General features: G+C 32.3%; 20 protein-coding genes and 14 tRNA genes. 31 read left to right on the forward strand and 3 right to left on the reverse strand.

The features are described from left to right. Positions 1 to 11 precede the first annotated feature (11 nt). From KTC94_RS14725 to pyrE, 23 genes are all read left to right on the forward strand, one after another. A tRNA-Leu gene (locus tag KTC94_RS14725) sits at positions 12 to 96 on the forward strand. A 43-nt stretch (positions 97 to 139) separates the two neighbouring features. After that, a tRNA-Gly gene (locus tag KTC94_RS14730) sits at positions 140 to 214 on the forward strand. Positions 215 to 247: 33 nt separating this feature from the next. After that, a tRNA-Arg gene (locus tag KTC94_RS14735) sits at positions 248 to 324 on the forward strand. A gap of 4 nt (positions 325 to 328) precedes the next feature. Continuing rightward, a tRNA-Lys gene (locus KTC94_RS14740) sits at positions 329 to 404 on the forward strand. A 15-nt stretch (positions 405 to 419) separates the two neighbouring features. After that, a tRNA-Pro gene (locus tag KTC94_RS14745) sits at positions 420 to 495 on the forward strand. 14 nt (positions 496 to 509) lie between these two features. After that, positions 510 to 583, forward strand: a tRNA-Gly gene (locus KTC94_RS14750). A gap of 35 nt (positions 584 to 618) precedes the next feature. Further along, positions 619 to 695, forward strand: a tRNA-Arg gene (locus KTC94_RS14755). Between the two features lie 4 nt (positions 696 to 699). Beyond that, positions 700 to 775, forward strand: a tRNA-His gene (locus KTC94_RS14760). A 78-nt stretch (positions 776 to 853) separates the two neighbouring features. Next, a tRNA-His gene (locus tag KTC94_RS14765) sits at positions 854 to 929 on the forward strand. A gap of 79 nt (positions 930 to 1,008) precedes the next feature. Next, positions 1,009 to 1,084, forward strand: a tRNA-Lys gene (locus KTC94_RS14770). A 15-nt stretch (positions 1,085 to 1,099) separates the two neighbouring features. Next, positions 1,100 to 1,184 (forward strand) — tRNA-Leu (locus KTC94_RS14775). 26 nt (positions 1,185 to 1,210) lie between these two features. Further along, a tRNA-Gly gene (locus tag KTC94_RS14780) sits at positions 1,211 to 1,285 on the forward strand. A gap of 5 nt (positions 1,286 to 1,290) precedes the next feature. After that, positions 1,291 to 1,364 (forward strand) — tRNA-Gly (locus KTC94_RS14785). Positions 1,365 to 1,416: 52 nt separating this feature from the next. Then, positions 1,417 to 1,493, forward strand: a tRNA-Arg gene (locus tag KTC94_RS14790). Positions 1,494 to 1,885: 392 nt separating this feature from the next. Beyond that, complete coding sequence (locus tag KTC94_RS14795) at positions 1,886 to 2,260, forward strand: BlaI/MecI/CopY family transcriptional regulator (RefSeq protein ID WP_224579030.1); 375 nt, start codon at positions 1,886 to 1,888, stop codon at positions 2,258 to 2,260. 4 nt (positions 2,261 to 2,264) lie between these two features. Further along, on the forward strand, positions 2,265 to 3,380 hold the full coding sequence (locus KTC94_RS14800; protein WP_220319589.1) for a M56 family metallopeptidase: 1,116 nt from the start codon (positions 2,265 to 2,267) through the stop codon (positions 3,378 to 3,380). Positions 3,381 to 3,715: 335 nt separating this feature from the next. Beyond that, positions 3,716 to 4,642, forward strand: a complete 927-nt coding sequence (pyrB, locus tag KTC94_RS14805; RefSeq protein ID WP_165412712.1) for an aspartate carbamoyltransferase — start codon at positions 3,716 to 3,718, stop codon at positions 4,640 to 4,642. Next, the gene (locus tag KTC94_RS14810; protein ID WP_165412713.1) at positions 4,642 to 5,076 is read left to right on the forward strand and encodes an aspartate carbamoyltransferase regulatory subunit; all 435 of its coding nucleotides are present in this window, start codon (positions 4,642 to 4,644) and stop codon (positions 5,074 to 5,076) included. Before pyrB ends, KTC94_RS14810 begins: the two co-directional genes overlap by 1 nt. Positions 5,077 to 5,172: 96 nt before the next feature. Then, the gene (locus KTC94_RS14815; RefSeq protein ID WP_220319590.1) at positions 5,173 to 6,360 is read left to right on the forward strand and encodes a dihydroorotase; all 1,188 of its coding nucleotides are present in this window, start codon (positions 5,173 to 5,175) and stop codon (positions 6,358 to 6,360) included. A gap of 51 nt (positions 6,361 to 6,411) precedes the next feature. Further along, a complete protein-coding gene (gene pyrF / locus KTC94_RS14820) occupies positions 6,412 to 7,281 on the forward strand; it encodes an orotidine-5'-phosphate decarboxylase (RefSeq protein ID WP_216301910.1) in 870 nt (289 codons plus the stop codon). A 35-nt stretch (positions 7,282 to 7,316) separates the two neighbouring features. Further along, positions 7,317 to 8,051 carry a dihydroorotate dehydrogenase electron transfer subunit gene (locus tag KTC94_RS14825; RefSeq protein WP_216301911.1) on the forward strand — a complete coding sequence of 245 codons (735 nt, stop codon included), beginning with the start codon at positions 7,317 to 7,319 and terminating at the stop codon, positions 8,049 to 8,051. After that, positions 8,044 to 8,940, forward strand: coding sequence for a dihydroorotate dehydrogenase (locus tag KTC94_RS14830; RefSeq protein ID WP_216301912.1), 897 nt, complete (start codon positions 8,044 to 8,046; stop codon positions 8,938 to 8,940). The genes KTC94_RS14825 and KTC94_RS14830 overlap by 8 nt, the downstream gene beginning before the upstream one ends. 11 nt (positions 8,941 to 8,951) lie before the next feature. Continuing rightward, the gene (pyrE, locus tag KTC94_RS14835; protein WP_216301913.1) at positions 8,952 to 9,518 is read left to right on the forward strand and encodes an orotate phosphoribosyltransferase; all 567 of its coding nucleotides are present in this window, start codon (positions 8,952 to 8,954) and stop codon (positions 9,516 to 9,518) included. Between the two features lie 297 nt (positions 9,519 to 9,815). Here the strand turns inward: pyrE and KTC94_RS14840 are convergent, their stop codons facing one another. From KTC94_RS14840 to pflB, 3 genes are all read right to left on the reverse strand, one after another. Then, positions 9,816 to 10,442 carry a class I SAM-dependent methyltransferase gene (locus KTC94_RS14840; protein WP_220319591.1) on the reverse strand — a complete coding sequence of 209 codons (627 nt, stop codon included), beginning with the start codon at positions 10,440 to 10,442 and terminating at the stop codon, positions 9,816 to 9,818. 449 nt (positions 10,443 to 10,891) lie between these two features. After that, positions 10,892 to 11,617: a pyruvate formate-lyase-activating protein gene (pflA, locus tag KTC94_RS14845; RefSeq protein ID WP_216301915.1), complete on the reverse strand. Its 726-nt coding sequence runs from the start codon at positions 11,615 to 11,617 to the stop codon at positions 10,892 to 10,894. Positions 11,618 to 11,793: 176 nt separating this feature from the next. After that, on the reverse strand, positions 11,794 to 14,022 hold the full coding sequence (pflB, locus tag KTC94_RS14850) for a formate C-acetyltransferase (RefSeq protein WP_220319592.1): 2,229 nt from the start codon (positions 14,020 to 14,022) through the stop codon (positions 11,794 to 11,796). Positions 14,023 to 14,581: 559 nt separating this feature from the next. On the opposite strand from pflB, the gene KTC94_RS14855 reads away from it, so the two are divergent. The 8 genes from KTC94_RS14855 to yihA all read left to right on the forward strand — a co-directional run bounded on the left by KTC94_RS14855 (position 14,582) and on the right by yihA (position 24,875). Then, positions 14,582 to 15,406 carry a hypothetical protein gene (locus KTC94_RS14855; RefSeq protein WP_220319593.1) on the forward strand — a complete coding sequence of 275 codons (825 nt, stop codon included), beginning with the start codon at positions 14,582 to 14,584 and terminating at the stop codon, positions 15,404 to 15,406. Positions 15,407 to 15,422: 16 nt separating this feature from the next. Next, positions 15,423 to 16,259: a sugar phosphate isomerase/epimerase gene (locus KTC94_RS14860; RefSeq protein WP_220319594.1), complete on the forward strand. Its 837-nt coding sequence runs from the start codon at positions 15,423 to 15,425 to the stop codon at positions 16,257 to 16,259. Positions 16,260 to 16,429: 170 nt separating this feature from the next. Next, entirely contained in the window at positions 16,430 to 17,722 is a 1,293-nt protein-coding gene (gene tig / locus KTC94_RS14865) for a trigger factor (RefSeq protein ID WP_220319595.1), read from the forward strand. 153 nt (positions 17,723 to 17,875) lie between these two features. After that, a complete protein-coding gene (clpP, locus tag KTC94_RS14870; protein WP_216301919.1) occupies positions 17,876 to 18,460 on the forward strand; it encodes an ATP-dependent Clp endopeptidase proteolytic subunit ClpP in 585 nt (194 codons plus the stop codon). A 34-nt stretch (positions 18,461 to 18,494) separates the two neighbouring features. After that, positions 18,495 to 19,787 (forward strand): ATP-dependent Clp protease ATP-binding subunit ClpX, encoded by a 1,293-nt coding sequence (gene clpX, locus KTC94_RS14875; protein ID WP_165412008.1) that lies wholly within the window; start codon positions 18,495 to 18,497, stop codon positions 19,785 to 19,787. A 249-nt stretch (positions 19,788 to 20,036) separates the two neighbouring features. After that, on the forward strand, positions 20,037 to 21,719 hold the full coding sequence (gene lonB / locus KTC94_RS14880; RefSeq protein WP_165412007.1) for an ATP-dependent protease LonB: 1,683 nt from the start codon (positions 20,037 to 20,039) through the stop codon (positions 21,717 to 21,719). A 239-nt stretch (positions 21,720 to 21,958) separates the two neighbouring features. Then, complete coding sequence (lon, locus tag KTC94_RS14885) at positions 21,959 to 24,301, forward strand: endopeptidase La (RefSeq protein ID WP_216301920.1); 2,343 nt, start codon at positions 21,959 to 21,961, stop codon at positions 24,299 to 24,301. After that, positions 24,282 to 24,875, forward strand: a complete 594-nt coding sequence (gene yihA / locus KTC94_RS14890; RefSeq protein ID WP_165412005.1) for a ribosome biogenesis GTP-binding protein YihA/YsxC — start codon at positions 24,282 to 24,284, stop codon at positions 24,873 to 24,875. The genes lon and yihA overlap by 20 nt, the downstream gene beginning before the upstream one ends. The last annotated feature ends 177 nt before the right edge of the window (positions 24,876 to 25,052 follow it).

Genomic DNA, 25,052 nt, shown 5'->3' on the forward strand with positions numbered 1-25,052 from the left:
AGTAATAATATGCAGGTGTGGCGGAATTGGCAGACGCACTAGACTTAGGATCTAGCGCCTTCGGGTGTATGGGTTCAACTCCCTTCACCTGCACCATTACTATTTACAAATGAATTACTATGTATAAAAACAATAATATGCGGGGGTGGCTCAGTGGTAGAGCGTCACCTTGCCAAGGTGAACGTCGCGAGTTCGAATCTCGTCTCCCGCTCCAAATATGTTTATACATATTAGTTTAAGTATACAAGCATCTTTAGCTCAGTTGGATAGAGCAACGCCCTTCTAAGGCGTGGGCCGGGGGTTCGAATCCCTTAAGATGCACCAATATGCGTCATTAGCTCAGTTGGTAGAGCACCTGACTCTTAATCAGGGTGTCCGGGGTTCAAGCCCCCGATGTCGCACCATTTTTTAATATATGCCGGGGTGTAGCGCAGCTGGGAGCGCGCGTGGTTTGGGACCATGAGGTCGCAGGTTCAATCCCTGTCACCCCGACCATTAAAATATAATATGCGGGTATAACTCAATGGTAGAGTGTTAGCCTTCCAAGCTAATTACGAGGGTTCGATTCCCTCTACCCGCTCCAAATATGTTAACGTTCAACTGAGCATTAACATATAAGCGTTTTTAGCTCAGTTGGATAGAGCAACGCCCTTCTAAGGCGTGGGCCAGGGGTTCGAATCCCTTAAGACGCACCATACGGTGGACGTAGTTCAGTTGGTAGAGCGCCAGTTTGTGGTACTGGTTGTCGTGGGTTCGAGTCCCATCGTCCACCCCATTTAAAAATAAAATTACAAATAAAGGGTATTGTATTAGAAAATAATATAACCTTAATAAATTTAAAATTCCCAATACGGTGGACGTAGTTCAGTTGGTAGAGCGCCAGTTTGTGGTACTGGTTGTCGTGGGTTCGAGTCCCATCGTCCACCCCATTTAAAATTGGGATGCCTTTCAAAACCGTAAGGCATCGGACTCTTTACTTAGATGTATAGGTTTGAATTTAACTAATAAGGTTTACTAGCTCAGTTGGTAGAGCACATGACTTTTAATCATGGTGTCCGGGGTTCGATTCCCCGGTAAGCCACCAAAATAGTAATAATATGCAGGTGTGGCGGAATTGGCAGACGCACTAGACTTAGGATCTAGCGCCTTCGGGTGTATGGGTTCAACTCCCTTCACCTGCACCAAATACTATTTATAAAAACAACAATATGCGGGGGTGGCTCAGTGGTAGAGCGTCACCTTGCCAAGGTGAACGTCGCGAGTTCGAATCTCGTCTCCCGCTCCAAACATGCGGGTATAACTCAATGGTAGAGTGTTAGCCTTCCAAGCTAATTACGAGGGTTCGATTCCCTCTACCCGCTCCAATAAAAGTCTTTAGTATTTATACTAAAGACTTTTTAAAAATTATTTTATTATGCGCCCATAGCTCAGTTGGATAGAGTGGCAGACTTCGAATCTGAAGGCCGTGGGTTCGACTCCCTCTGGGCGCACCACCAAAGCCTTGCAAACACTAAGTTTGTAAGGCTTTTACTTTTGCCCTCTTTTGACCCTTATAAAATTTTATGAAAAAATGAGGGTTATTTTGACCCCATATAATTATACAAGTCATTAAGTTTTGTATCAGCCTTCACCTTCATAATCTCAAGTACATGAGTATAGGTGTTTAAGGTAATAGAAATATTACTATGACCTAGATGACTTTGTACTATTTTGGGCTCTTCTTTAGCTCAAATAGGAGAGTAGCATAGGTATGACTTAAATCGTCAGGTATTAATATAATAAAGATTAAATAGCTATAGTTGTAATTATACTTATTAAAGAAAATAATACAAATGTATTGACAATTTAATAATACGTTTGTATTATTAAATTAAAGGAGGCTTTAATGATGGATTTAAAAAAACTTCCACAAACAGAATTGGAAGTTATGAATTTAATTTGGAGTAATGAAGAAACTTTATCAACAAACCAGGTTGCTGAGATAATCACTCTTCAAAAGGGATGGAAAGCTGGAACAACAGCTACACTTCTAAAACGTTTAATAAAAAAGGATTTTCTTTCAGCAGAAAAACGAGGAAAGCAGTTTTACTATTTTCCAAAGGTAGAAGAAAAAGAATATAAGTCTTTAGAAACAAAGGAATTCCTTAAAAATATTCATGGTAATTCTTTAACTAGCCTTGTATCAATGTTACATGATACTAAGGACATATTATCAGACGAGGATTTAGAAAAACTAGATAGAATGATAAAAAATAGGTGATAATATGCTAAAAACATTGTTTGAAAACATTATAGAAGCCTCATTAATAGGAACCTTTTGGATTTTATTGCTATTAATATTTAGAAAAAAGGTACTTAGTAAATATAGTGCAAATTTCAATTACTATATTTGTATAGTTATAATTTTAAAAATGGTTCTGCCCCTTAAAATTTCAATATATGTTCCTAAGAATGTGTTAATGGTAAAAGATAATGTAATTCCTAGTGGTATCTATGATAACATGGCTAAAATTAGTCATGTTATAAGTATAATTCCATATCTTTATTTCATAACATCTACAATAATATTTTTATTTATTATTTTATGTAACAAAAAATTTAATAGCAGTATTAAAAAGACTTCAAGAAATATATACAATGTAAAAATCATGAGAATATATAGCAAATCGAAAAAAGAAATGGGTATCAAAAGAAATATTCCTCTTAAATTTTGCAGTAGTATTTCAACACCATTTATTATAGGTATAGTAAAACCAACAATTATATTACCAGAAAGAACATATGAAGATGAAGATTTAAAATGGATAATAAAACATGAATTGATTCATTTTAAAAGAAAAGATTGGATATATAAACTTCTAAGCATTTTAGTTATATCATTACATTTCTTTAATCCTTTAATTTATAAGTTAAAAAGTATTTTAAATGAAGATTGTGAATTATCCTGTGATGAAAAGCTCTTAAAATCACTAGGAATAGATGAAAGAAAAAATTATGCCTTAACACTTATAAACTCAATGAAATTTAATAATCAGTTTAAATTATCAAATAGCTTAATATCACCCTTTAATGATGATAAAAATATAATGAATAGGAGAATTGAGAGTATGTTAAATTTGAAATCAAAGAAAAAAGGAATAATCACAGGAGCATTACTACTTGTAATATCAGGAGCATCACTATTTTCAGTAAATGTATTTGCGGATACTCCAGAAGAGCATATTAATGATGATATGAATAAGGTTAAACAGGAATTGCAGAATAATTTAGAGCAAGGAGCCAAAGAGGGGGATTTGAAGATTTTAAATAAAGATGGTACAAAAGTTTATTATAAAACTATTCAAGCATCATCAGAGATATCGCCTGAAGCATATAAATAACTACATAAAAAAAGGTCATTGAAATGAGGCAACTGAAAAAGTCTTGATATTTAAAATTTAACTTATTAAAAAAGTTAAAACTAGAAATTTATGAGCTATGGTTTTGTGGTAAATTATGTTGACAGGGATTAAAATGTATAGTATTATAGGTAAAAGAATAAAGAACCTTTAATTTTGCCCGAGAGGCTGAGAAGGAAGTAGATGTTTTACAGCGATATTACTACGCCTTCTCATAAAAGAGATGGCGTTTTTTGTTTAGAAGTAAATGTAATATTAAAAGTACTTATAGTACCTTTAAATTTAGCTCAGAGAGGCTGAGAAGGAGTGGATGTAATATGCTAAAAGGAAGACACTTAATTGAACCAATGGATTTTACAATATTAGAGCTTGAGGAGATTTTTGATTATGCAGATGAAATAATTAAAAAACCTGAAAATTTTTCTCATATATGTGATGGGAAAGTTTTGGCAACATTATTTTATGAACCAAGCACACGAACAAGATTAAGCTTTGAAGCGGCAATGTTAAGACTTGGAGGTCAGGTTTTAGGTTTTTCTGAGGCGAAATCAAGTTCGGCAGCAAAAGGGGAAAGTGTAGCAGATACTATAAGGACAGTAGAATGTTATGCAGATATTGCAGCCATGAGACATCCCAAAGAAGGAGCTCCTAAAGTTGCATCTATGCACTCTCAAATGCCAGTAATAAATGCCGGTGATGGTGGGCATCAACATCCAACTCAAACATTAACAGATCTTTTAACCATAAGAAATATTAAAGGGTCATTATCAAACTTAACCATAGGAATTTGTGGTGATTTAAAGTTTGGTAGAACAGTTCACTCATTAATAAAAGCCATGTCAAGATATGAAAACATTAAATTTATACTAATTTCACCAAATGAATTAACAATTCCTAAATACATTAAATCGGAAGTATTGGAAAAAAATAATATGGAGTTCCTTGAAGTTGAAAAATTAGAGGATGTTATTGGAGATTTAGATATTTTATATATGACTAGAGTTCAAAAAGAAAGATTTTTTAACGAGGAAGATTATATAAGACTTAAAGATATTTATATACTGGATAAAGAAAAAATGCTAAAAGCTAAGAAAGATATGATAATTCTTCACCCACTACCTAGAGTTAATGAAATAGCTGTGGAAATCGACGCTGATCCAAGGGCATGTTACTTTAGACAAGCAAAATATGGTATGTATGCAAGAATGGCACTTATTGCTAAACTTTTGGGGGTGGATAAGTAATGGTAACAATAAATAGCATAAAAAGAGGAATAGTAATAGATCATATTAAAGCGGGTGTAGGACTCAAAATATTCAACTATTTAGGTCTTGATAATGCTCAATTTACAGTGGCGCTTATTATGAATGCACATAGCGGGAAGCTCGGAAAAAAGGATATAATTAAAATAGAAAACGAGATTGATATAGATTTTACAGTGTTGGGGTTTATAGACCCTAACATAACAATAAATATAATAACTGGAGAAAAAATTGAAAATAAAGTTAAACTAAAGCTGCCAGATAAAATTGATAATGTTATAAGATGCAATAATCCAAGATGCATAACATCTGTAGAGCAAGAAATTTTGAATAGTTTCTACTTAGCAAATAGTGAAAAGGGCGAGTATAGATGTATATATTGTGATGAGATTAATAACCATACTACTGTATCGTAATAAAACACATAATTATTAATATAAAGTGTACGGTTTAAATTGTGACTTAGACCGTACAAAAAAAATCGTAATACAGTGTGAAGGGATGGTAGAACTATGGAATTGTTAATTAAGAACGCAAGGGTAGTTGATTCATCACAGGATTTTATTGGCGATGTTTATATAAATAAAGGAACAATATATGAAATAGGAAAAAAACTAGAAAAAGACTGTGAGGTAATAAATGGAGAGGGATATATTTTAGCCCCTTCTTTTATAGATCTTCACAGTCATTTTAGAGAACCGGGGTATACATATAAAGAAGATATACTATCGGGAAGCCAGGCCGCAGTGCGGGGTGGATATACTGCGGTAAACCTTATGGCAAATACAAAACCAGTATGTAGCTCAATGGATACAATAGATAAGGTGCTCAAAAAATCTAGGGAAATAAATCTCTTGGACATTCATCAATGTGCATCTATTACAGAGGATCTATTGGGGAAATCTATAGATCACCTAGGTCAGTTAACCAATGCAGTAAGATTTATATCGGATGATGGTAAAGGGGTTTATGATAGTCGTATAATGCTTGAGGCAATGGTTAAAGCTAAAGAAAAGGATTTAACAGTAATATCTCATGCTGAAAATGAAGAGTTAGTAGAAGTTGATACAAGGCTTGCTGAAAATATGATGACATGGAGAGATATAGCCCTTTCAAAATTCACAGGTTGTAAACTTCACTTAGCTCATGTTAGTACAAAAGAAGCTATGCTAGATATTATAAAAGGAAAACAGCAGGGGGGACGAATAACCTGTGAAGTTACGCCGCATCATCTAGCATTAACAGAAGAAACAAACTATAGGGTAAATCCACCTATGAGGAAAGTTGAGGATGTAAGCTTCTTAATACAAGCTATAAAAGATGGCTTTGTGGATGTTATAGCTACTGACCATGCGCCACATAGTGTTGAGGATAAAATAAAGGGCGCTCCTGGTATATCAGGACTAGAAAGTTCATTTCCTGTATGCTACACTAAATTGGTAGGAGAAGGTCATATTACTTTAAATAAACTTTCTGAATTGATGTCAAAAAACCCAGCTAAAATTATGGGATTTAACAAGGGCGAAATAAAAATAGGTTATGATGGAGACTTGGTACTGTTAGACACTAAATCTAAATATAACATTGATCCTTCGCAGTTTTTATCTAAAGGACACAATTCCCCATTTGAGGGTAAGGCTGTAGTAGGTAGGGTAATGTGTACTATTAAGGCAGGGAGAATAATTTATAAAGATAAGTAGAAACAAACAAAGTGTTGATTTGTAAATAAAATGGTAAAGGCGGAATAATCTTTGATTATAGATAAATTATTTAAAAGTGTAGAAAAAAACGGTCATGTATGCGTTGGGCTTGATACGGATTTAGAATATTTACCAGTAGAGTTTAGGAATAAGTTTATGCATGAGGAGCACGCGTTATACAGATTTAATCAAATGATAATTGATGCTACTTTTGATGTATCAGCTTGCTATAAGGTGCAAATAGCATATTATGAAGCTCTTGGATTAAAAGGTTTAAAAGTATACAAAGACACCTTGAGTTATATAAAAAGCAAAGGTGGCATAGTGATTGCAGATATTAAAAGAGGAGACATTGCAAAAACTGCACAAATGTATGCTAAAGCTCATTTTGAAGGGGATTTTGAAAGTGACTTTATAACTATAAATCCGTACATGGGGATGGATAGTATTGAACCATATCTTCCTTATTTAAAAAATAAGGAAAAGGGATTATTCTCACTAGTAAGAACCTCCAATAAAGGAGCAGAAGATATAGAGTACATAGAGAATAAAGAAAATAAAAAGGTTTATGATATTGTGGGGGAAAAGTTATTAAAAATCGGAAGTGAATTTATTGGAGAGTGTGGATATAGCTCCATAGGTGGAGTAGTTGGGTGCACGCATATAGATGAAGGGTTAAAGATGAGAAATGATCTTCAAAAAATGTTTTTCTTAATACCGGGGTATGGAGCACAAGGTGGAGCAGCGAAAGATGTAGCCATATATTTGAAAAATGGGAATGGTGGAGTAGTAAATGCATCTAGAAGTATTTTGCTTGCATACAAGAAAGCAGATAATGGTCAAATTCGTTTTGAACAGTGTGCTCGCGAAGAAGCTATAAAAATGAGAGACGAAATAAGAAAAGCCGCAAACAAAAAATAAGATATATTCTTTATTAAAATGCTGGAGGGGTTTATTTGATATGTTCAGTAGAAAAGACATATGAAAATGTTGAAATAAGTGATGGCGTGTATAAGCTTTCTATAAAGGGCAAGTTTAACGTAAAACCAGGACAATTTTTTATGTTAAAGGTAAAAGAAATGGAGCCATTATTACCAAGACCTATAAGTGTGTATGATGTGGATGATGAGAAAATAAGTTTTTTATACCAAATAGTAGGTCAAGGTACAAAATATCTTAGTAAACTCTGCGCAAATGATGAACTTCAGATAATGGGGCCACTCGGAAATGGATTTGATGTGGAAAAAATAAAAGGGAAAATTGCTGTTGTATCTGGAGGAATTGGAATAGCGCCACTTGTTTATCTGATCAAAAAACTTAGGTCGTGTGAAATAGATTTGTATGCAGGGTTTAGGACTGTGGATTATTCTGTGGATTCTGTGGAAAAATATGTAAATAAAATTAACTTATCCACAGAAAGTGGTAAAATTGGTCATAAGGGATACGTAACAGACATAATAAATGTAAAAGAATATGAAACTGTTATTTGCTGTGGACCAGAAATTATGATGAAAAAGGTTGTAAATATGTGTTGTGATGAAAAAGTGCCAGTATATGTGTCTATGGAAAACCATATGGCTTGCGGAATAGGTGCATGTCTTGTATGTACTTGTAAAACCGTGGGTGGAAATAAGAGAACCTGCAAGGATGGTCCAGTCTTTGAAGGAAAGGATTTGATTTTTAATGACTAAAGTAGAATTATGCGGTGTGCATTTAAAAAATCCAGTCATAGCTGCATCTGGAACTTTTGGATTTGGCGAGGAGTATAGTAAGTATTACGATATTGGAAGACTTGGCGGCATATCAAGTAAAGGTCTTACGATAAATGAAAAGCAAGGTAATGATGGAATACGAATTTATGAAACCCGTGGGGGAATGCTAAATAGTGTAGGACTTCAAAATCCAGGTATTGAAAATTTTATAAATACACAACTTCCGCAAATGCAACAATATAACACAGCTATAATTGCAAATGTTGGTGGAGGTAGTATAGAAGAATACATAATGGCAATAGAAAAATTAAATAATGAGGCTATAGATATAGTCGAATTAAACATATCCTGCCCTAATGTAAAATGTGGGGGTATGGCTTTTGGAATTAAATCAAAGGTAGCATATGAAGCAGTGAAAGAAATTAAGAGTATTTGCAAGAAACCTCTTATGGTTAAACTTTCACCGAATGCAGAGGACATAGTAGATATGGCATATAAATGCTGTGAAGCTGGAGCAGATGCATTATCTTTAGTAAATACGTTTAAAGGTATGGCAGTTGATATACATAAACGAAAAGCGATTTTTAATAATATATATGCAGGGGTATCAGGACCAGCTATAAAACCTATGGCACTCAGAATGGTACATGAAGTATGTAAAGCTGTAAATATACCAGTTGTAGGTATGGGTGGTATAACTAGCTTTGAGGATGCTATAGAATTTATAATGGTGGGAGCAGAGGCGGTTCAAGTTGGAACTGCCAATTTCATAAAACCGGATATTTGCAATGATATAATCGACGGAATTGAGAAGTATATGATAAAAGAAGGTATTAAAGATCTAAGTGAAATTAGAGGGATTATATAGGAGGAGATACTATGAATATTAATGTTTTAGATATATTAAAAGAATCAGGTGCGCTACTTGAGGGACATTTTCTGTTATCTTCAGGAAGACACAGCAATAGGTATTGCCAATGTGCAAAATTGCTTCAGTATCCAGACAAGGCTGAAAAGGTACTAAGTGTAGTAGTAGAAAAGATTAAAGATATAGATTTTGATGTGGTAGTAGGCCCGGCGATGGGTGGTATAATAGTAGCTTATGAAGTAGGTAGACAAACAGGAAAGCCTGCTATATTTACTGAAAGAGTAAACGGCACCTTCGAACTTAGACGTGGATTTGAAATTAAAAAGGGACAAAAGGTTTTAATTACAGAGGATGTAGTAACTACTGGCAAGTCTTCTTTAGAAACAATAAAAGTCTTAAAAGAACTTGGGGCAGAAGTAGTTGGGATATGTTGCATAGTAGATAGAGGAAGTAGCACTATTGATTATCCTATCTATAGCTCAATAAAACTAGATATTGAAAGTTACGATCCATCAGAGTGCCCACTTTGTAAAGCTGGAACAGCTTACATAAAACCTGGTAGTAGAAATATAAAATAAATGTAATCTTTTTTTCTCACAGAATGCTGTAATGAAGAGTATATATTGCTGAAATGCGCTCGCTTTGCCAAGAAATTCTAAAATTAATATTATTTTAAGTTGCTAAAAAATGCAAACTTGCTGCGTTCAAACATGCATTTTTCTTTACTCAACTGAAAATAATATTAATTAAGAATTACTAAGCGTCGCTCGAACGCATTCTACGCAATATATACTTTTATTAGCATTCTCTAAGAAAAAAGATATAATTGGGTTGCTAATAGTTGTTTAAGAAGATAACGCACTATGTTACTAAAATTATTCTTCTTTTGTAATTTCAAATATTCGAGTATAATCACATTTTTTCTCACTCAAGACTTTTAGAGAAAATTTTTCAACATATTCTTTTATGTCCAATTGTAAAAACTCTTTAAATCCCTTTGGTTCTAATAGTTTAATAATTGAAAATAGAAGTTTTTGAATAAGTTTTTTAGGTTGAGCCCATTCAACAACGACTATTTTGCCTTTGTTTTTTAATACTCTTTTGGCTTCTTTCATTATTTTATACCTTATGTTATCATCAACTTCGTGTAAAACTAATGAAATTAAGACGACATCAAAATAATTGTCATCAAAGTTCATATTTGTTGCATCCATAACAAGGGTTTCGATATTTCGGATTCCCCTTTTTTCTATTTTCTCTTTGGCAAGTGCTAACATTTCTTTAGATAAATCAATGCCAACTATTTCAGTGTTTATTCTGTTATCTGCAATAATAATACTGTTGGTAGCCGTTCCAATACAAACTTCCAATACTTTTGATTTTTGCTCTGATATAAAGTCCAATATACCTTCTCTTGGATTGGTCTTTGTACAATTAAAGTAGAAAACGTCTACTAAATCATAAAATTTTGAAATAATCCTATATTGTAAATGTAAATGCATACTTTCCTCCCTTATTGAGTTAATAATATTTGGATTTGTACTAAAATATCTTCCTATATAGATTATAAATTCTATAGTTTTATATTTGTGGGATGAGGGATTAAGTAAATGAAAACCTCCAATAACAAAATCTATATTTTTATATGTAGTTGTTTATATATTCATATGTTCACATATTCATATGTTCGTTTATTATTTTACTGCAAAAATTCAACTGAGTCAATCGTTACTTATTATACAATTAGTACCTTAAATTATATTCAGGATGTTAATATAGCAAAACCCACATCATAATTGATATGGGTTTTGCTTGCGACGTCATATACATAATAGCATGAACCTTCTCCGGAAGTGACTTAAAATAAGAAGAGTAGAAACATTAGAATTCCTTAATGGATTTCCATGTTTCAAACTCTAATTTGTAGTGATGCAGGAAAAATTTCGTATTTTTATTTGATCTTAAGTAAATTATTTATTAGTGTTTGGAGTTCTTTAGTTTTAACTTTATCCATTGGTTCTACACCTTTTAATTTATAAGGGATAGATAAAGCTTCGTATTTATTTACTCCAAGAACGTGATAGGAAAGAAGCTCTAGTTTATCAACATGCGGAACCTCTTTACTAATAATTTTCGCGAGTTTAGTTATATGTTCCACAGAATCTGTAATTCCGGGTACAACAACATGTCTTACCCAAACTCTAGATTTAGAGTGTCTTAACGCTTCTAAAAATGTATTAACATCAGTTGAATCTCTGCCAGTTAAATTAACATAACCTTGACCAGTTGTATGCTTTATATCTAAAAGAACTAAATCTGTATGCTTTAATATCTCTGAATAGTCACCATCACCAAAACCAGCTGTGTCTATGGCGGTATGGATACCATTTTGTTTACATAATTTTAAACACTCAAGTAGAAATTGTGGTTGAACTAACGGGTCGCCGCCAGAGAAAGTAACTCCACCGGAAGATCTATTAAAATATGGTTTGAATCTAATGATTTTTTGAACAATTTCTTCCGCAGTCATTTCAATGCCGCCACTTAGATTCCAAGTATCGGGGTTGTGGCAATAGGCACATCTTAGTTTGCAGCCTTGAAAAAAAACTACTACTCTTATTCCAGGACCATCAACCAGGCCCATGCTCTCTATAGAATGAATTTTACCTTTTACCATATATACTCCTCCTTCAGATTTGTTACAAGAAATTTCAATGTCAAAACTAGATTATATTCATTTCATATTAAAACAAAAACAATATTTTTGCTTTAATATAAAATGAAACCCACAATTAGTTTTATATAAATTGAGAAGTGCTTATAATAAGCACCTCTCATAATATATAAAATTATTTAGATTTTATCATGGAAAGTTCTGCTAATAACTTCAAGTTGTTGTTCTTTTGATAATCTATTAAAATGAACCGCATATCCTGAAACTCTTATTGTGAGTGTTGGATATTTGTCTGGATTCTCATAAGCATCAACTAAAACTTCTCTATTTAGTACATTTACATTTAAATGGTGTGCACTTTGTGCAAAATAACCATCTAAAAGGAAAACTAGATTATTTATTCTTGTAGATTCATCTATTCCAAGTGCAGCTGGTACTATTGAAAAAGTATTTGAAACTCCGTCTTGGCAATAATTTCTATAAGGAATCTTAGCAACTGAATTTAATGATGCTAATGCTCCATTTTCATCGTTACATTGTGTTGGGTTTGCTCCAGGAGCAAGTGCTATACCTTGTTTTCTTCCATCAGGAGTTGCTCCTGTCTTCTTACCATAAACTACATTTGATGTAATAGTAAGTGCTGATAAAGTATGCTCTGCTCCCTTATATGTAGGGTGTGTTTTAAGATTATCGCTGAATTCCTTTATAAGATTAACAGCTAAATCATCAACTCTATCATCATCATTTCCGTATTTAGGGAAATCTCCTTCAATTTTAAAATCAACGGTTATGCCATTCTCATTTCTTATTGGAGATACCTTAGCAAATTTTATAGCACTTAAGGAGTCGGCTGCAACAGAAAGTCCTGCTACTCCAAATGCCATGAAGTATTTAAGATCACTATCATGAAGAGAAAGTTGACCAGCTTCATAAGCATATTTATCATGCATATAATGTATGGTATTCATTGTATCCACATACATTTGCGCAACATATTTTAAAACTTTTGAATACATTTTTCTAACTGTTTTGTAGTCAAGAATTTCATCAGTTGTCTTTTCAATTCCAGGTACCACAAGTTTGCCTTTTAATTCGTCGACTCCGCCATTAAGTGATAGTAATAAAGATTTTGCAAGGTTAGCTCTTGCTCCAAAGAATTGCATTCTCTTACCAATTTCCATAGCAGATACACAACAAGCTATACCATAATCCTCACCATATATTGGTCTCATTATATCATCATTTTCATATTGTACGGCATCAGTTTCGATAGACATTTTAGCGCAATACTTTTTGAAAGTTTCTGGTAATTTTTCTGACCAAAGTACAGTCATGTTAGGTTCTGGTGCTGATCCTAGGTTTGTTAATGTATGAAGGAATCTAAAAGAATTCTTTGTTACCATTGCTTTGCCATTAAGAGCAACGCCACCTATTGATTCTGTTACCCAATTTGGATCGCCACCAAATAAATCATTATATTCAGGAGTTCTAAGATGTCTTGCCATTCTAAGTTTAATTACGAATTGATCAATAATCTCTTGAGCTTCATTTTCGGTTATTAAACCTTTCGCCAAATCTCTTTCAAAATAAATATCTAAGAAAGTAGTAGTTCGTCCAAGTGACATTGCAGCGCCGTTGTTTTCTTTTATTCCTGCAAGGTATCCTAAATAAACTGCTTGTACAGCTTCTTGTGCAGTGGTAGCCGGTTTTGAAATATCAACGCCGTATTTTGAAGCCATGCTTTTTATTTGACCAAGTGCTTTAATTTGCATGCTTAGTTCTTCTCTGTGTCTTATTAAATCATCTGATGCACGTCCTGTTAATTCTTTTAAATCTTTTTTCTTCTGCTCTACTAAATAATCTAATCCATAAAGAGCTATTCTTCTGTAATCTCCTATTATTCTTCCTCTACCATATGCATCTGGAAGTCCAGTTAATAATCCTACGTTTCTTGCAACTTTAGTAGCATCAGAATATGCATCGAAAACTCCTTCATTATGAGTTTTTCTATACTTAGGGAAGTATTTTTTTATATCCTTGTTTAATTCGTAGCCATACTCTTCAAGTGATTGCTCTACCATTCTAAAGCCACCAAATGGGTTTACTATTCTTTTGAGTGGTGCATCTGTTTGTAATCCAACAATTACTTCATTTTCTTTATCTATATATCCAGGTGCAAAATTATCTATGCCTGAAACCTCATTAGTTTCTACATCTATAATACCTTTCTTTATTTCTTCTATAATAAGGGAATTAGCTTTATTCCAAACTTTATTAGTTTTATCAGTTGTTCCTACTAAGAAACTATCATCACCTTCATATAAGGTATAATTTTTTTGAATAAAGTCTTTTACATTAATTTCATCTTTCCACTGGTCGCCTTTAAAGCCTGTCCATTGTTTAAACATTTGTTTTCCTCCTTATAATACATTAATGTTATAATATTTTTTAAAGTGATTGGTTTTACATAAAATCACAACAAATTCATAAAATAATCGATATATAGTAGTGGTAATTTAAATTGATTATGTCGATATATATATTGTAATATTAAAAATGAAACAGTTCAAGTGTTTTATAAAAGTTGGAAAATTGAGAATATTCAGATGACTATGCGAACGTTGAAATACAACACTTTAGAAGTGTTAAACATTTAACGAAGAAAAACAACAGGATGTTTTTAAAATGAAACAAGGCCATACTGGATTGGATTATAATAGAAAAATATGCTTAATTACTTGAAACTTTAACAAATTATATCAATGCAGACTATTAATCAAATTAGATGTTGCAGTTTTGCAGAAGATTATTTAATATAGACTACTTGGAAAATATATATCGCTAAAGGGGTAGATGATATGGGATAAACAAAGAGACATATATGTCATCTTTAAAAAACCATATTATTTTCATTTACAATGATGTATAATTAATAATACTGCATCAATTATAATGGAGGTAAATTATATGAAGAAGCCTAGCATGTTTAGTAAGGATTATGAGAAAGAAGTGAAAAAACGAAGAAAAACAATATTATTATTGATTATTGTACCTATAATAGGGTTGAGCATATTTTTAGCTACAGATTTTGATTTTTTATTAAGTAAACCAAAAATCAATGCAGAGGATAAGGGAAGTAAGGCAGCGGAATCACAAAAAAAATCAGAAGAAGTTGTTAAACAACAGGCAGATGATGAAAAGTCGAAAGCTGCAGAGGCTTCAGCAAAGGCAGAGGCTGCTTTAAAAGCGGAAGCGGTTGAAAAAAATGAGATCTTTACTGCTTCATTTTCGGATGGGCAGAAAATTAGCGTTGAATATAATGTAAAATCAGGCGAAAAAAATATAAAAGGTGTATCAAACACTAAAGATATATCATATGACATAAGTCCAAGTAAGAAAGCAATAGTAGTGCAGAGTACGAAAAACCAGGATATGCTATACATTGATGTGAATAAAATCACTAAAGACATCACAAAAAAAGAATATAAATCTAGTAAAGGTGAAGTTTTTCCTAAAGTAAATAAGCTTAAAGAGAAACCAACATATATTTGGTCAATTACACCTAAGTTCATTGATGAAGATAATATTGCATACGTTAGTGAATTACCTTGGATGAAGGAAAAGGAAGTTCAATATATATGGAAGGTGAATTTAAAAAATAATGAGCATACGCAGGTAATGTCATTATCTGGTAAGCAAATTACTTTTAAAAACATAACGGCAAAGGGGCTTGAAACAATTGTAGATGGTCAGGTAGTGTATGTAAATTTATTAGGTGAAGTAACGCAGTAGAGAAAAGAGGTTAAGCATGGATATAGGATTATCTTCGGCATGTTTTTATCCTAATTTGAGTACGGAAAACAGTATAAAAAAGATGAAAGAGTTAGGGTTTAATCATGGTGAAATATTTTTTAATACACCGGGTGAGTACGAGGAAGATTTTTTAAAGAGGTTACTTGAAAAAAAAGAAACCTATGAATTCAACGTAAATTCGGTTCATGCATTTTCAAGTTCATTTGAGCCGTATATTTTTGATAAATATGACAGAAGACGCCTGGACATGTTAAAACATTTTAAAAAAGTTTGTAGGGCAGCAAAGATATTAGGTGCAAGCTGTTATACATTTCATGGTATGCGCAGTGCAGATTTTAATGAGCTTGATACTAAATTTGTTATAGATACATATAATGAACTTTCCTATATTGCAATGGAAATGGGGATTAAATTGGCGCAGGAAAATGTATCTTGGTGTATGTCGGGAAATTTAAAGTTTTTAACATTTTTGGCTACTAAATGTAAGTACCCAATATATTTTACTTTAGATTTTAAACAAGCGTATAAAGCCAATGTTTCTATAGAAAAGTATATTGAGGTTATGGGTGAAAATATAGTGAACCTTCATATTAATGATAGAGATGAAAATTCCCCTTGTCTTTTACCTGGAAAAGGTAATTTGGATTATGAATATATATATAACAAACTTAAGAGCGTTAAGTATAGTGGAAAAGGAACTATAGAAGTTTATAGCAGCAATTATTTAAGTTGCGAGGAACTGACACAAGCAAAGGAATTTGTTCTTGAAAAATTTAACAATAGTTCAGAAGGAAAGCCTCGCACTTCTATAAGTGACAGTTCTATACTATAGCAAGGAGAAAAGCTTGGCAAAATTAACTTGTAAATTATAAGCAATTTGGTTATAATTATAGCATTAGACTATTTGAGCAAATATGCTTAAGAATATTTGTAAATACATGAAAAGTTATGTTATAATATTTAAAGTAATAAGCATTTGTGGCGATTAGGAGGAGTAATATAATGAACATTAAAATGGAAAAATTAGAAAAAAATATTATTAAATTAGAAATAACGGTGGAAGCAACAAGATTTAATGAATCTTTGAAAAAATCTTGTGCAAAAAACTCAAAGACTATTAATATACCTGGGTTTAGAAAAGGTAAAGCTCCAATGAATATAATAAAGAAAATGTATGGTGAAGGTGTTTTCTTTGAAGATGCTATAAACTTCTGCTGTGATGATACATATCCAGAAGCTTTAAAAGAGTATGATATAAAGCCATTGGATTATCCTCAAATTGATATTGTTGAAATAGGGGAAGGAAAAGATTTTGTATACACTGCATCAATTGCAGTAGCACCCGAAGTTCAAATTGGAGAATACAAAGGATTAGAAGTTAAGAAAACTGAATATAAGGTAACAGATGATGAAATTGAAAATCAGTTAAAAGGCATGCAAGAAAAAAATGCTAGAGTTGAAGAGAAGCTTGATGGCGCTGTTGCAATGGGCAACATAGCAATTATAGACTTCGAAGGATTTGTTGAAGATGTAGCTTTCGAAGGCGGACAAGGAACAGATTTTGAACTTGAAATTGGTTCAGGATCATTTATTGATACCTTTGAAGAACAATTAATAGGCTTAAAAGCTGGAGAAACTAAAGAAGTTAAAGTTAATTTTCCAGAAGCATATGGAAGAGAAGACTTAAATGGAAAACTTGCAACTTTTAATGTAACTATTAAAAGCATGAAAGAAAAAGAATTACCAGCTATTGATGATGAATTTGCTAAAGAAGTGTCAGAATTCGATACTTTAGAAGAATTAAGAAATAACATTAAAAAATCACTTGAGGTATCAAGTGCAGATAGAGAAAAGAAAGAATTTGAAGAATCTGTAATAGATGCAGTTTGTTCTAACGTAGCAATGGATATTCCAGAAATTATGGTGAAAAGAGAAACTGATATAATGCTCAAAGATTTAGAAATGAAATTAAAACAACAAGGGTTAGATCTTGAATCGTACTATCAGTACACTAACAACACTGAAGAAAAGGTTAGGGAGTTCATGAAAGAAGCAGCTGAAAAGAGAGTTAAAACTGATTTAGTAATAACAGAGATAGCGAAAATAGAAAAATTTGAAGCTAGTGATGAAGAACTGTTAGAAAAAGCTAAACAAGTTGCGGCGCAATATGGAGACAAAGAAATAGATAAAACAGCAGACTTAATTATGAAAGCGCAAAAACAATATCTACAAATTGATGTTGTAAATGAAAAAGTAATAGATATGTTAGTTGATAGTGCAAAAGTTACTGCATAATTTATACTAGAATTAATTGCCAGATATTTCTCTGGCAATTAATTTTAAATACAGGATAAAATTAATTGATTAAAAAATAATTACTTGGGATAGAATTAAGGAATAGATTACCTAGTTAAACAGTACTATTATTAGAGTAAAGGAGTGAATTATATGAGTTTAGTGCCAATGGTTGTTGAACAAACTAATAGGGGCGAAAGATCCTATGATATTTATTCGAGATTATTAAATGATAGAATAATTTTCCTAGGAGAAGAGGTAAATGATGTCACTGCTAGTTTAGTTGTTGCTCAGTTATTGTATTTAGAGTCGGAAGACCCTGATAAAGACATTTATTTATATATAAATAGTCCAGGTGGATCAATTACAGCAGGGATGGCTATTTATGACACAATGCAATATATAAAACCACAAGTTTCAACTATTTGTATTGGTATGGCAGCATCCATGGGATCGTTCTTATTAAATGCTGGTGAAAAGGGAAAAAGATTTGCATTACCTAATAGCGAAATACTTATACATCAGCCTTTAGGTGGGTTCCAAGGTCAGGCAACTGATATTGATATTCACGCAAAAAGAATTATGAAAACTAAAGCTACACTAAATAAAATCTATAGTGAAAGAACTGGACAATCAATTGAAAAAATTCAACATGATGTTGAAAGAGATTACTTCATGAGTGCACAAGAAGCTATGGAGTATGGATTAATAGATGAAGTTATATCTAAAAAGAAATAACATTAAACGAAATAAGGTTAGTTGAGGTGAAAATATGACAAAGTTTGATGAAAAAAAACAACTTAAATGTTCTTTTTGTGGTAAAACCCAAGAACAAGTTAGAAGATTAATTGCAGGACCAGGAGTGTATATTTGTGATGAGTGTATAGAATTATGTTCTGAAATAATTGTAGATGAATTCCAGGGGGATGTTGAACTAGACCTAGGGTCGTTACCAAAACCTGCAGAAATAAAAAAATATATAGATGAGTACGTAGTTGGGCAAAATACCGCTAAAAAATCTTTGGCTGTAGCAGTATATAATCATTACAAAAGAATAAATTCAAATGTTAATGAAGGTGATGTTGAACTTCAAAAAAGTAATATATTATTACTTGGACCTACAGGAAGTGGTAAGACTTTACTAGCTCAAACATTAGCAAAATATTTAAATGTACCTTTTGCAATAGCCGATGCGACTACACTTACTGAAGCAGGATATGTAGGAGAAGATGTAGAAAACATCTTACTTAAATTAATACAAAATGCTGATTATGATGTAGAAAAAGCAGAAAAAGGTATTATCTATATAGATGAAATAGATAAGGTAGCTAGAAAATCTGAAAATCCTTCTATAACTAGGGATGTATCTGGAGAAGGCGTTCAACAGGCGTTACTTAAAATATTAGAAGGCACTACAGCATCAGTTCCACCACAAGGTGGAAGAAAGCATCCTCATCAAGAGTTTATTCAGATAAATACATCAAATATTTTATTTATCTGTGGAGGAGCATTTGATGGACTTGATAAAATTATAGAAAAAAGAACTAGAACTACATCTGTTGGTTTCGGAGCTGAAATAAGATCAAAAGAAGAAGCAAATGTAGGAGAAATGTTGAAATTTATAATGCCAGGAGATTTATTGAAATTTGGATTAATTCCAGAGTTTGTAGGAAGGCTTCCGATAGTAGTTACTCTTGAAGCGTTAGATGAAGAAGCATTAGTTAAAATTCTTAGTGAACCTAAAAATGCGCTCATTAAACAATATAAGAAATTGTTTGAGATGGATAACGTAGAATTAGAGTTTGAAGAAGAAGCGTTAAAAGCTATAGCTAAAGAAGCTATCAAAAGAAAAACTGGAGCTCGTGGACTTAGATCTATTATAGAGGATACAATGAAGGAAATTATGTTTGATATTCCATCTAATGAACAAGTATCTAAAGTAATAGTTAATGAGGATACTATTAGAACTAGAAACCCACAATTAGTCTTAGCTGAAAGTGGAAAAAGAGAAAAATTAAAGATTGCACAGAAAATTAAAACTAAAAAAGGCCCAGAAACAGCATAGTAAACTAAGACTAAATCATCACCTACGCAGGTGTAATATTAATGTAGAAGAAAGACGGATTATATATCTGTCTTTTTTTTATTTTGAGGAAATTATAAAATTAAAAATTTGAATAATATATGGAATAAGAAGAATATATTATTCATTTCTTGACCATAATATAAATGATGCAATATTTACTAAAATATGCAAATTTAATATGAGAAAGGAGGATTAGTTTAATATATTAAATATTAAACTTTAAATAATATGACAATGAAACTTCTTATGGCAATACAACTTTTTTTTACAATAGTTATTGGATTATATTTTTTTAATGCATTAAAAAGTCAGCAAAGTAGTAAGGTGGTTGTTAATAAAGGAAACAAAAAAGAAATGGAAAATTTAAGAAAAATGAAAAGCATAAGCCTTACAGAACCACTTACTGAAAAAAGCAGACCGACAAGATTCGAGGAGGTTATAGGACAAGAAAAAGGAATTAAGGCACTGCAAGCAGCAATATGCGGACCTAATCCTCAACATGTCATAATTTATGGGCCACCTGGAGTAGGAAAAACAGCGGCTGCTAGATTAGTACTTGAAGACGCTAAAAAAAGAGAACGATCTCCATTTAATGAATGTTCTAAGTTTGTAGAAATAGATGGAACAACTGTTAGATTTGATGAAAGAGGGATTGCAGATCCGCTTATTGGATCCGTTCACGATCCCATTTACCAAGGAGCCGGACCACTCGGAGCGGCTGGAGTACCTCAACCAAAGCCTGGAGCGGTTACAAAAGCACATGGCGGAATTCTATTTGTTGATGAAATTGGAGAGCTACATCCTATAGAAATGAATAAACTCCTTAAAGTATTAGAAGATAGAAAAGTATTTTTAGATAGCGCTTATTATAATGGAGAAGATCCTAACATGCCGCTTTATATAAAAGAAGTATTTGATGAAGGGCTTCCAGCTGATTTTAGACTTATAGGTGCAACTACACGTAATCCAGAAGAAATAATGCCTGCAATAAGGTCAAGGTGCATAGAGATATTTTTTAGGGCATTACTACCAGAAGAATTACAAACAATCGCTGAAAATTCAATAAATAAAATAGGTCTTAAAATATGTGAAAAAGCATTAAAGCTTGTTGGTAAATACTCTAGCAATGGACGTGATACTGTTAATTTAATTCAGTTAGCTAGTGGTATGGCTATTAACGATGATAGAGATGAAGTAAGTGTTGAGGATGTTGAGTGGGTTATAGAAAATGGTCAGTACTCCCCAAGGTTCGAAAATATGATATCCGATAAACCACAAATTGGATATGTAAACGGGCTTGCGGTTTACGGATCTAATATAGGAGCGGTAATGGAAATTGAAGCTAGTGCAAAAAAAATAAAGCTTAGAAAAGGTGTTCTTAAAATTACAGGAATTATTGAAGAAGAAGAAATAAGTAGTAGCAATAAAAAATTGAAAAGAAAAAGTACTGCGAGATCATCAGTAGAAAATGTGGTTACAGTACTCGAAAAATATTTTGATATAGATTGTGATGATTATGATATTCATGTAAACTTTCCAGGTGGATCACCAGTAGATGGCCCATCAGCCGGGGTTAGCATAACAACTGCAATATATAGTGCAATAAAAGGTGTGCCAGTTGATAATATGGTTGCAATGACAGGAGAGATATCAATTCATGGTAATGTAAAGCCGATAGGCGGTGTCAATGCTAAAATCGCTGCTGCAAAAAAAGCAGGTGCCACAAGAGTTATTATTCCGAGGGATAATTGGCAAGATAGTTTTAAAAGTATTGAAAATATTAAGATTATACCAGTGAGTAATATTAGTGAGGTAATTCGTGAGGCGTTACTTCAGGAGAATCCTAAAAATATTTCAATTGCATTTGAGAAAGATGTGGATGTTATAGCAGCTGAATCATTAAAAGGATAAATCATATTTTAAAAAAAAGGTGATCACTATTTAATTATAGTAGATTACCTTTTTTATTTTAAACTTTGTAGTATTGAAAAATAATTGTATTATAGGTATACTATAGTAGTCGAAATATAAAAACATAAAAATATAATGATCAAATATTTATAGTTTGTGATATCTATTCTTTGTAAAGTAGAAGTTTGATTTTACATTAATAGAAAAAAATTAATATAATATAGAAAAGAGGGAGAAAAATGGATAAAATTACAAAACTTCTTCCGTTAATTCCGTTAAGAGGCATGAATATATTTCCATATATGGTATTGCACTTTGATGTTGGTAGGGAAAAATCTATACTTGCATTAGAGGATGCTATGCTAAATAATCAAGAGATTTTTCTGGGTTCACAGAAAGTATCAAAAATTGAAGAACCAGAAGAGAAGGATATATATAATATTGGTACTATTTGTAACGTAAAACAAATATTAAAGTTGCCAGGAGATGCAATTAGGGTACTAGTTGAGGGAATAAAGAGAGGTAAGATTCTTGAGTACAAAGAGAAGGAACCTTTTGTACGGGTGGAAGTAGAAATTATTGAAGATGAACTGTATGAAGATAATAAGGAATGTAAGGCATACATTAGAAGTATAGATAAAGCCTTTGAAGAATACATAAATCTATCAGTTAACAACTTCCCAGATGCTTTATTCAGTTTAGAAGAGACGGAAGAGCCAGGAAGATATTGTGATATGGTAAGCTCATATTTAATACTAAAGCCAGAGACAAAACAAGAATTGCTTGAAACAGTAGAAGTTATTAAAAGATTAGAAAAATTGTTATTTATATTAAAAAATGAGGTTGAAGTATTAAAAATAGAAAAGAAGATTGGAACCAAGGTTAAAGGTAGAATTGATAAAATCCAAAAGGAATATTACCTAAGAGAACAAATAAAAGCTATACAAGAAGAATTAGGAGAAGATGACGAAGATAAGAGAGAAATAGTAGAATATGAAAATAAAATAAAAAAGGCAAAGCTTCCTAAAGAGGCAAAAGAAAAAGCAATTTATGAACTAAATAGATTGAAAAGTTCAGGGAGTTATTCTTCTGAAAGTGGAGTAACAAAAGCCTATTTGGATTGGATATTAGCACTACCCTTTAATAAAGTGACTAAAGATACCATTGATATTAACAAGGCTAGAGAAGTTTTTAAAGCGGAACATTATGGGCTCGAGGATGTTAAGGAAAGAATAATAGAATATTTAGCAGTTAAAAAAATCAGTAATACGCTTAAGGGTCCTATACTTTGTTTGGTAGGTCCACCAGGAGTTGGAAAAACATCTATAGCAAAGTCTGTTGCTAATGCATTAAATAGAAATTTCGTTAGAATGTCACTTGGTGGAGTAAAAGATGAGGCTGAAATAAGAGGACATAGAAAAACTTACGTGGGAGCAATTCCAGGTAGAATTATATATGCCATGAAACAAGCCGGATATAGAAATCCATTATTCTTATTAGATGAAATTGATAAAATGAGCAGTGATTCTAAGGGTGATCCGGCAGATGCGCTTTTAGAAGTTTTGGATAGTGAACAAAATGCAACTTTTAGGGATCATTACCTAGAATTAGACTTTGATTTATCGAAAGTTTTATTTATAACTACTGCAAATAAATTAGATACCATTCCAAGACCATTACTAGATAGAATGGAAGTTATTGAGGTGTCAGGCTATACTTCAGAAGAAAAATTCCATATCGCTAAAAATCACATTATTCCAAAGATGTTAAAAGAACATAATATGGATGATGATAAAATAACTTTTTCCGATTCTTCGGTGAATTGCATTATCGAAAATTATACTAGGGAATCAGGGGTTAGAAATCTTGAAAGAAAAATTGCCTCAGTTATAAGAAAGGCAATAACTGAAACGGTAGAAAAGGGTAAAGAAAATGTTAATGTTACAACTTCACATGTTAAACGATATTTAGGTCCAGTTTTATATACCTATGATAAAGCTGACGAGGAAGATGGAGTAGGAGTTGTAACAGGCCTTGCGTGGACAGAGGTTGGTGGGGTTATCTTGCCTGTAGAGGTAAGTGCTATGGATGGAACTGGTAAGCTTCAACTTACCGGTCAATTAGGAGATGTTATGAAAGAATCTGCCAAAGCTGGATACAGCTATGTTAGAGCTAATGCAGCCAAATATAATATTGATAAAGATTTTTATAAAAATAAAGATATTCATATTCATGTACCAGAGGGAGCGGTGCCTAAAGATGGACCATCGGCCGGGGTAACTATGATAACTGCAATGGTATCTGCCTTAACTAACAAAAAAGTAAGACATAATGTAGCGATGACAGGGGAGATTACACTTACAGGAAGAGTGCTGCCTATTGGTGGACTTAAGGAAAAATCGCTAGCTGCTTATAGGGCAGGAATTGATACAATTATAATACCTAAAAATAATGAAAAAGACATACAAAAAATACCAAATAGTATTAAAAATAAACTAAAATTTATAATTGCAAGTAAAGTAGAACATGTGCTTGAAAATGCATTAATTGGAGAGATATATAATGGAGATAAAACAATCTGAATTCATAATTTCAGCAGTAAAACCTAACCAGTATCCTACAGATAATATGGTAGAGTATGCTTTCGTTGGTAGGTCCAACGTAGGAAAGTCTTCTTTAATAAATACTTTAACAAATAGGCGAAAGCTGGTTAAAGTTAGTGGAACACCTGGAAAAACTAGACTTATAAACTTTTTTTTAATAAACAATAGCTTTTATTTTGTTGATTTACCAGGTTACGGATATGCAAAAGTATCAAAAACTGAACAAGCTAAATGGGGTAAGATGATGGAGGACTACCTAATTCGTAGACCACAACTTCAAAAGGTAGCATTACTTGTGGATTGTAGACGTAAGCCAACTAAAGATGATCTTCTAATGTACGGATGGATTAAACATTTTGGTTATGAAGTTGTAATAGTGGCAACAAAAAAAGATAAGTTAAATAGAGCAGAGCTTGTAAAAAATAATAAGTTGATAAGGGAAACATTTGCTCTTGAGGCGAATGAGGAAATTATTAATATTTCCTCACTAAAGAAAATAGGTGTAAAAGAGTTACTAGGAAACATGTTTAAAGATGATCACATAGAAGAATAAAAAATAAAAGAGACCTACATTACGGCGTGCAAACTAGTACTTTGTGCATAAAGTAATGAGGTCTATTTTTTTTTGCCTTTAGCATGTGTAAAAAATATACAGATCGCAGGTAATGATTTAAGCACATGGAAAAGATGATTTAATTTGAAAATCTGTGTCAATTTATTTCTACAAGAA

It is taken from the genome of Clostridium sp. CM028 (assembly GCF_030585565.1).
Lineage (GTDB): Bacteria > Bacillota > Clostridia > Clostridiales > Clostridiaceae > Clostridium_AD > Clostridium_AD estertheticum_B.

Coding starts and splice junctions, on each gene's coding strand:
- KTC94_RS14795 (WP_224579030.1), top strand. CDS start 1,886: ATGATGGATTTAAAAAAACTTCCACAAACAGAATTGGAAGTTATGAAT.
- KTC94_RS14800 (WP_220319589.1), top strand. CDS start 2,265: ATGCTAAAAACATTGTTTGAAAACATTATAGAAGCCTCATTAATAGGA.
- pyrB (WP_165412712.1), top strand. CDS start 3,716: ATGCTAAAAGGAAGACACTTAATTGAACCAATGGATTTTACAATATTA.
- KTC94_RS14810 (WP_165412713.1), top strand. CDS start 4,642: ATGGTAACAATAAATAGCATAAAAAGAGGAATAGTAATAGATCATATT.
- KTC94_RS14815 (WP_220319590.1), top strand. CDS start 5,173: ATGGAATTGTTAATTAAGAACGCAAGGGTAGTTGATTCATCACAGGAT.
- KTC94_RS14830 (WP_216301912.1), top strand. CDS start 8,044: ATGACTAAAGTAGAATTATGCGGTGTGCATTTAAAAAATCCAGTCATA.
- pyrE (WP_216301913.1), top strand. CDS start 8,952: ATGAATATTAATGTTTTAGATATATTAAAAGAATCAGGTGCGCTACTT.
- KTC94_RS14840 (WP_220319591.1), bottom strand. CDS start 10,442: ATGCATTTACATTTACAATATAGGATTATTTCAAAATTTTATGATTTA.
- pflA (WP_216301915.1), bottom strand. CDS start 11,617: ATGGTAAAAGGTAAAATTCATTCTATAGAGAGCATGGGCCTGGTTGAT.
- pflB (WP_220319592.1), bottom strand. CDS start 14,022: ATGTTTAAACAATGGACAGGCTTTAAAGGCGACCAGTGGAAAGATGAA.
- KTC94_RS14855 (WP_220319593.1), top strand. CDS start 14,582: ATGAAGAAGCCTAGCATGTTTAGTAAGGATTATGAGAAAGAAGTGAAA.
- KTC94_RS14860 (WP_220319594.1), top strand. CDS start 15,423: ATGGATATAGGATTATCTTCGGCATGTTTTTATCCTAATTTGAGTACG.
- tig (WP_220319595.1), top strand. CDS start 16,430: ATGAACATTAAAATGGAAAAATTAGAAAAAAATATTATTAAATTAGAA.
- clpP (WP_216301919.1), top strand. CDS start 17,876: ATGAGTTTAGTGCCAATGGTTGTTGAACAAACTAATAGGGGCGAAAGA.
- clpX (WP_165412008.1), top strand. CDS start 18,495: ATGACAAAGTTTGATGAAAAAAAACAACTTAAATGTTCTTTTTGTGGT.
- lonB (WP_165412007.1), top strand. CDS start 20,037: ATGACAATGAAACTTCTTATGGCAATACAACTTTTTTTTACAATAGTT.
- lon (WP_216301920.1), top strand. CDS start 21,959: ATGGATAAAATTACAAAACTTCTTCCGTTAATTCCGTTAAGAGGCATG.
- yihA (WP_165412005.1), top strand. CDS start 24,282: ATGGAGATAAAACAATCTGAATTCATAATTTCAGCAGTAAAACCTAAC.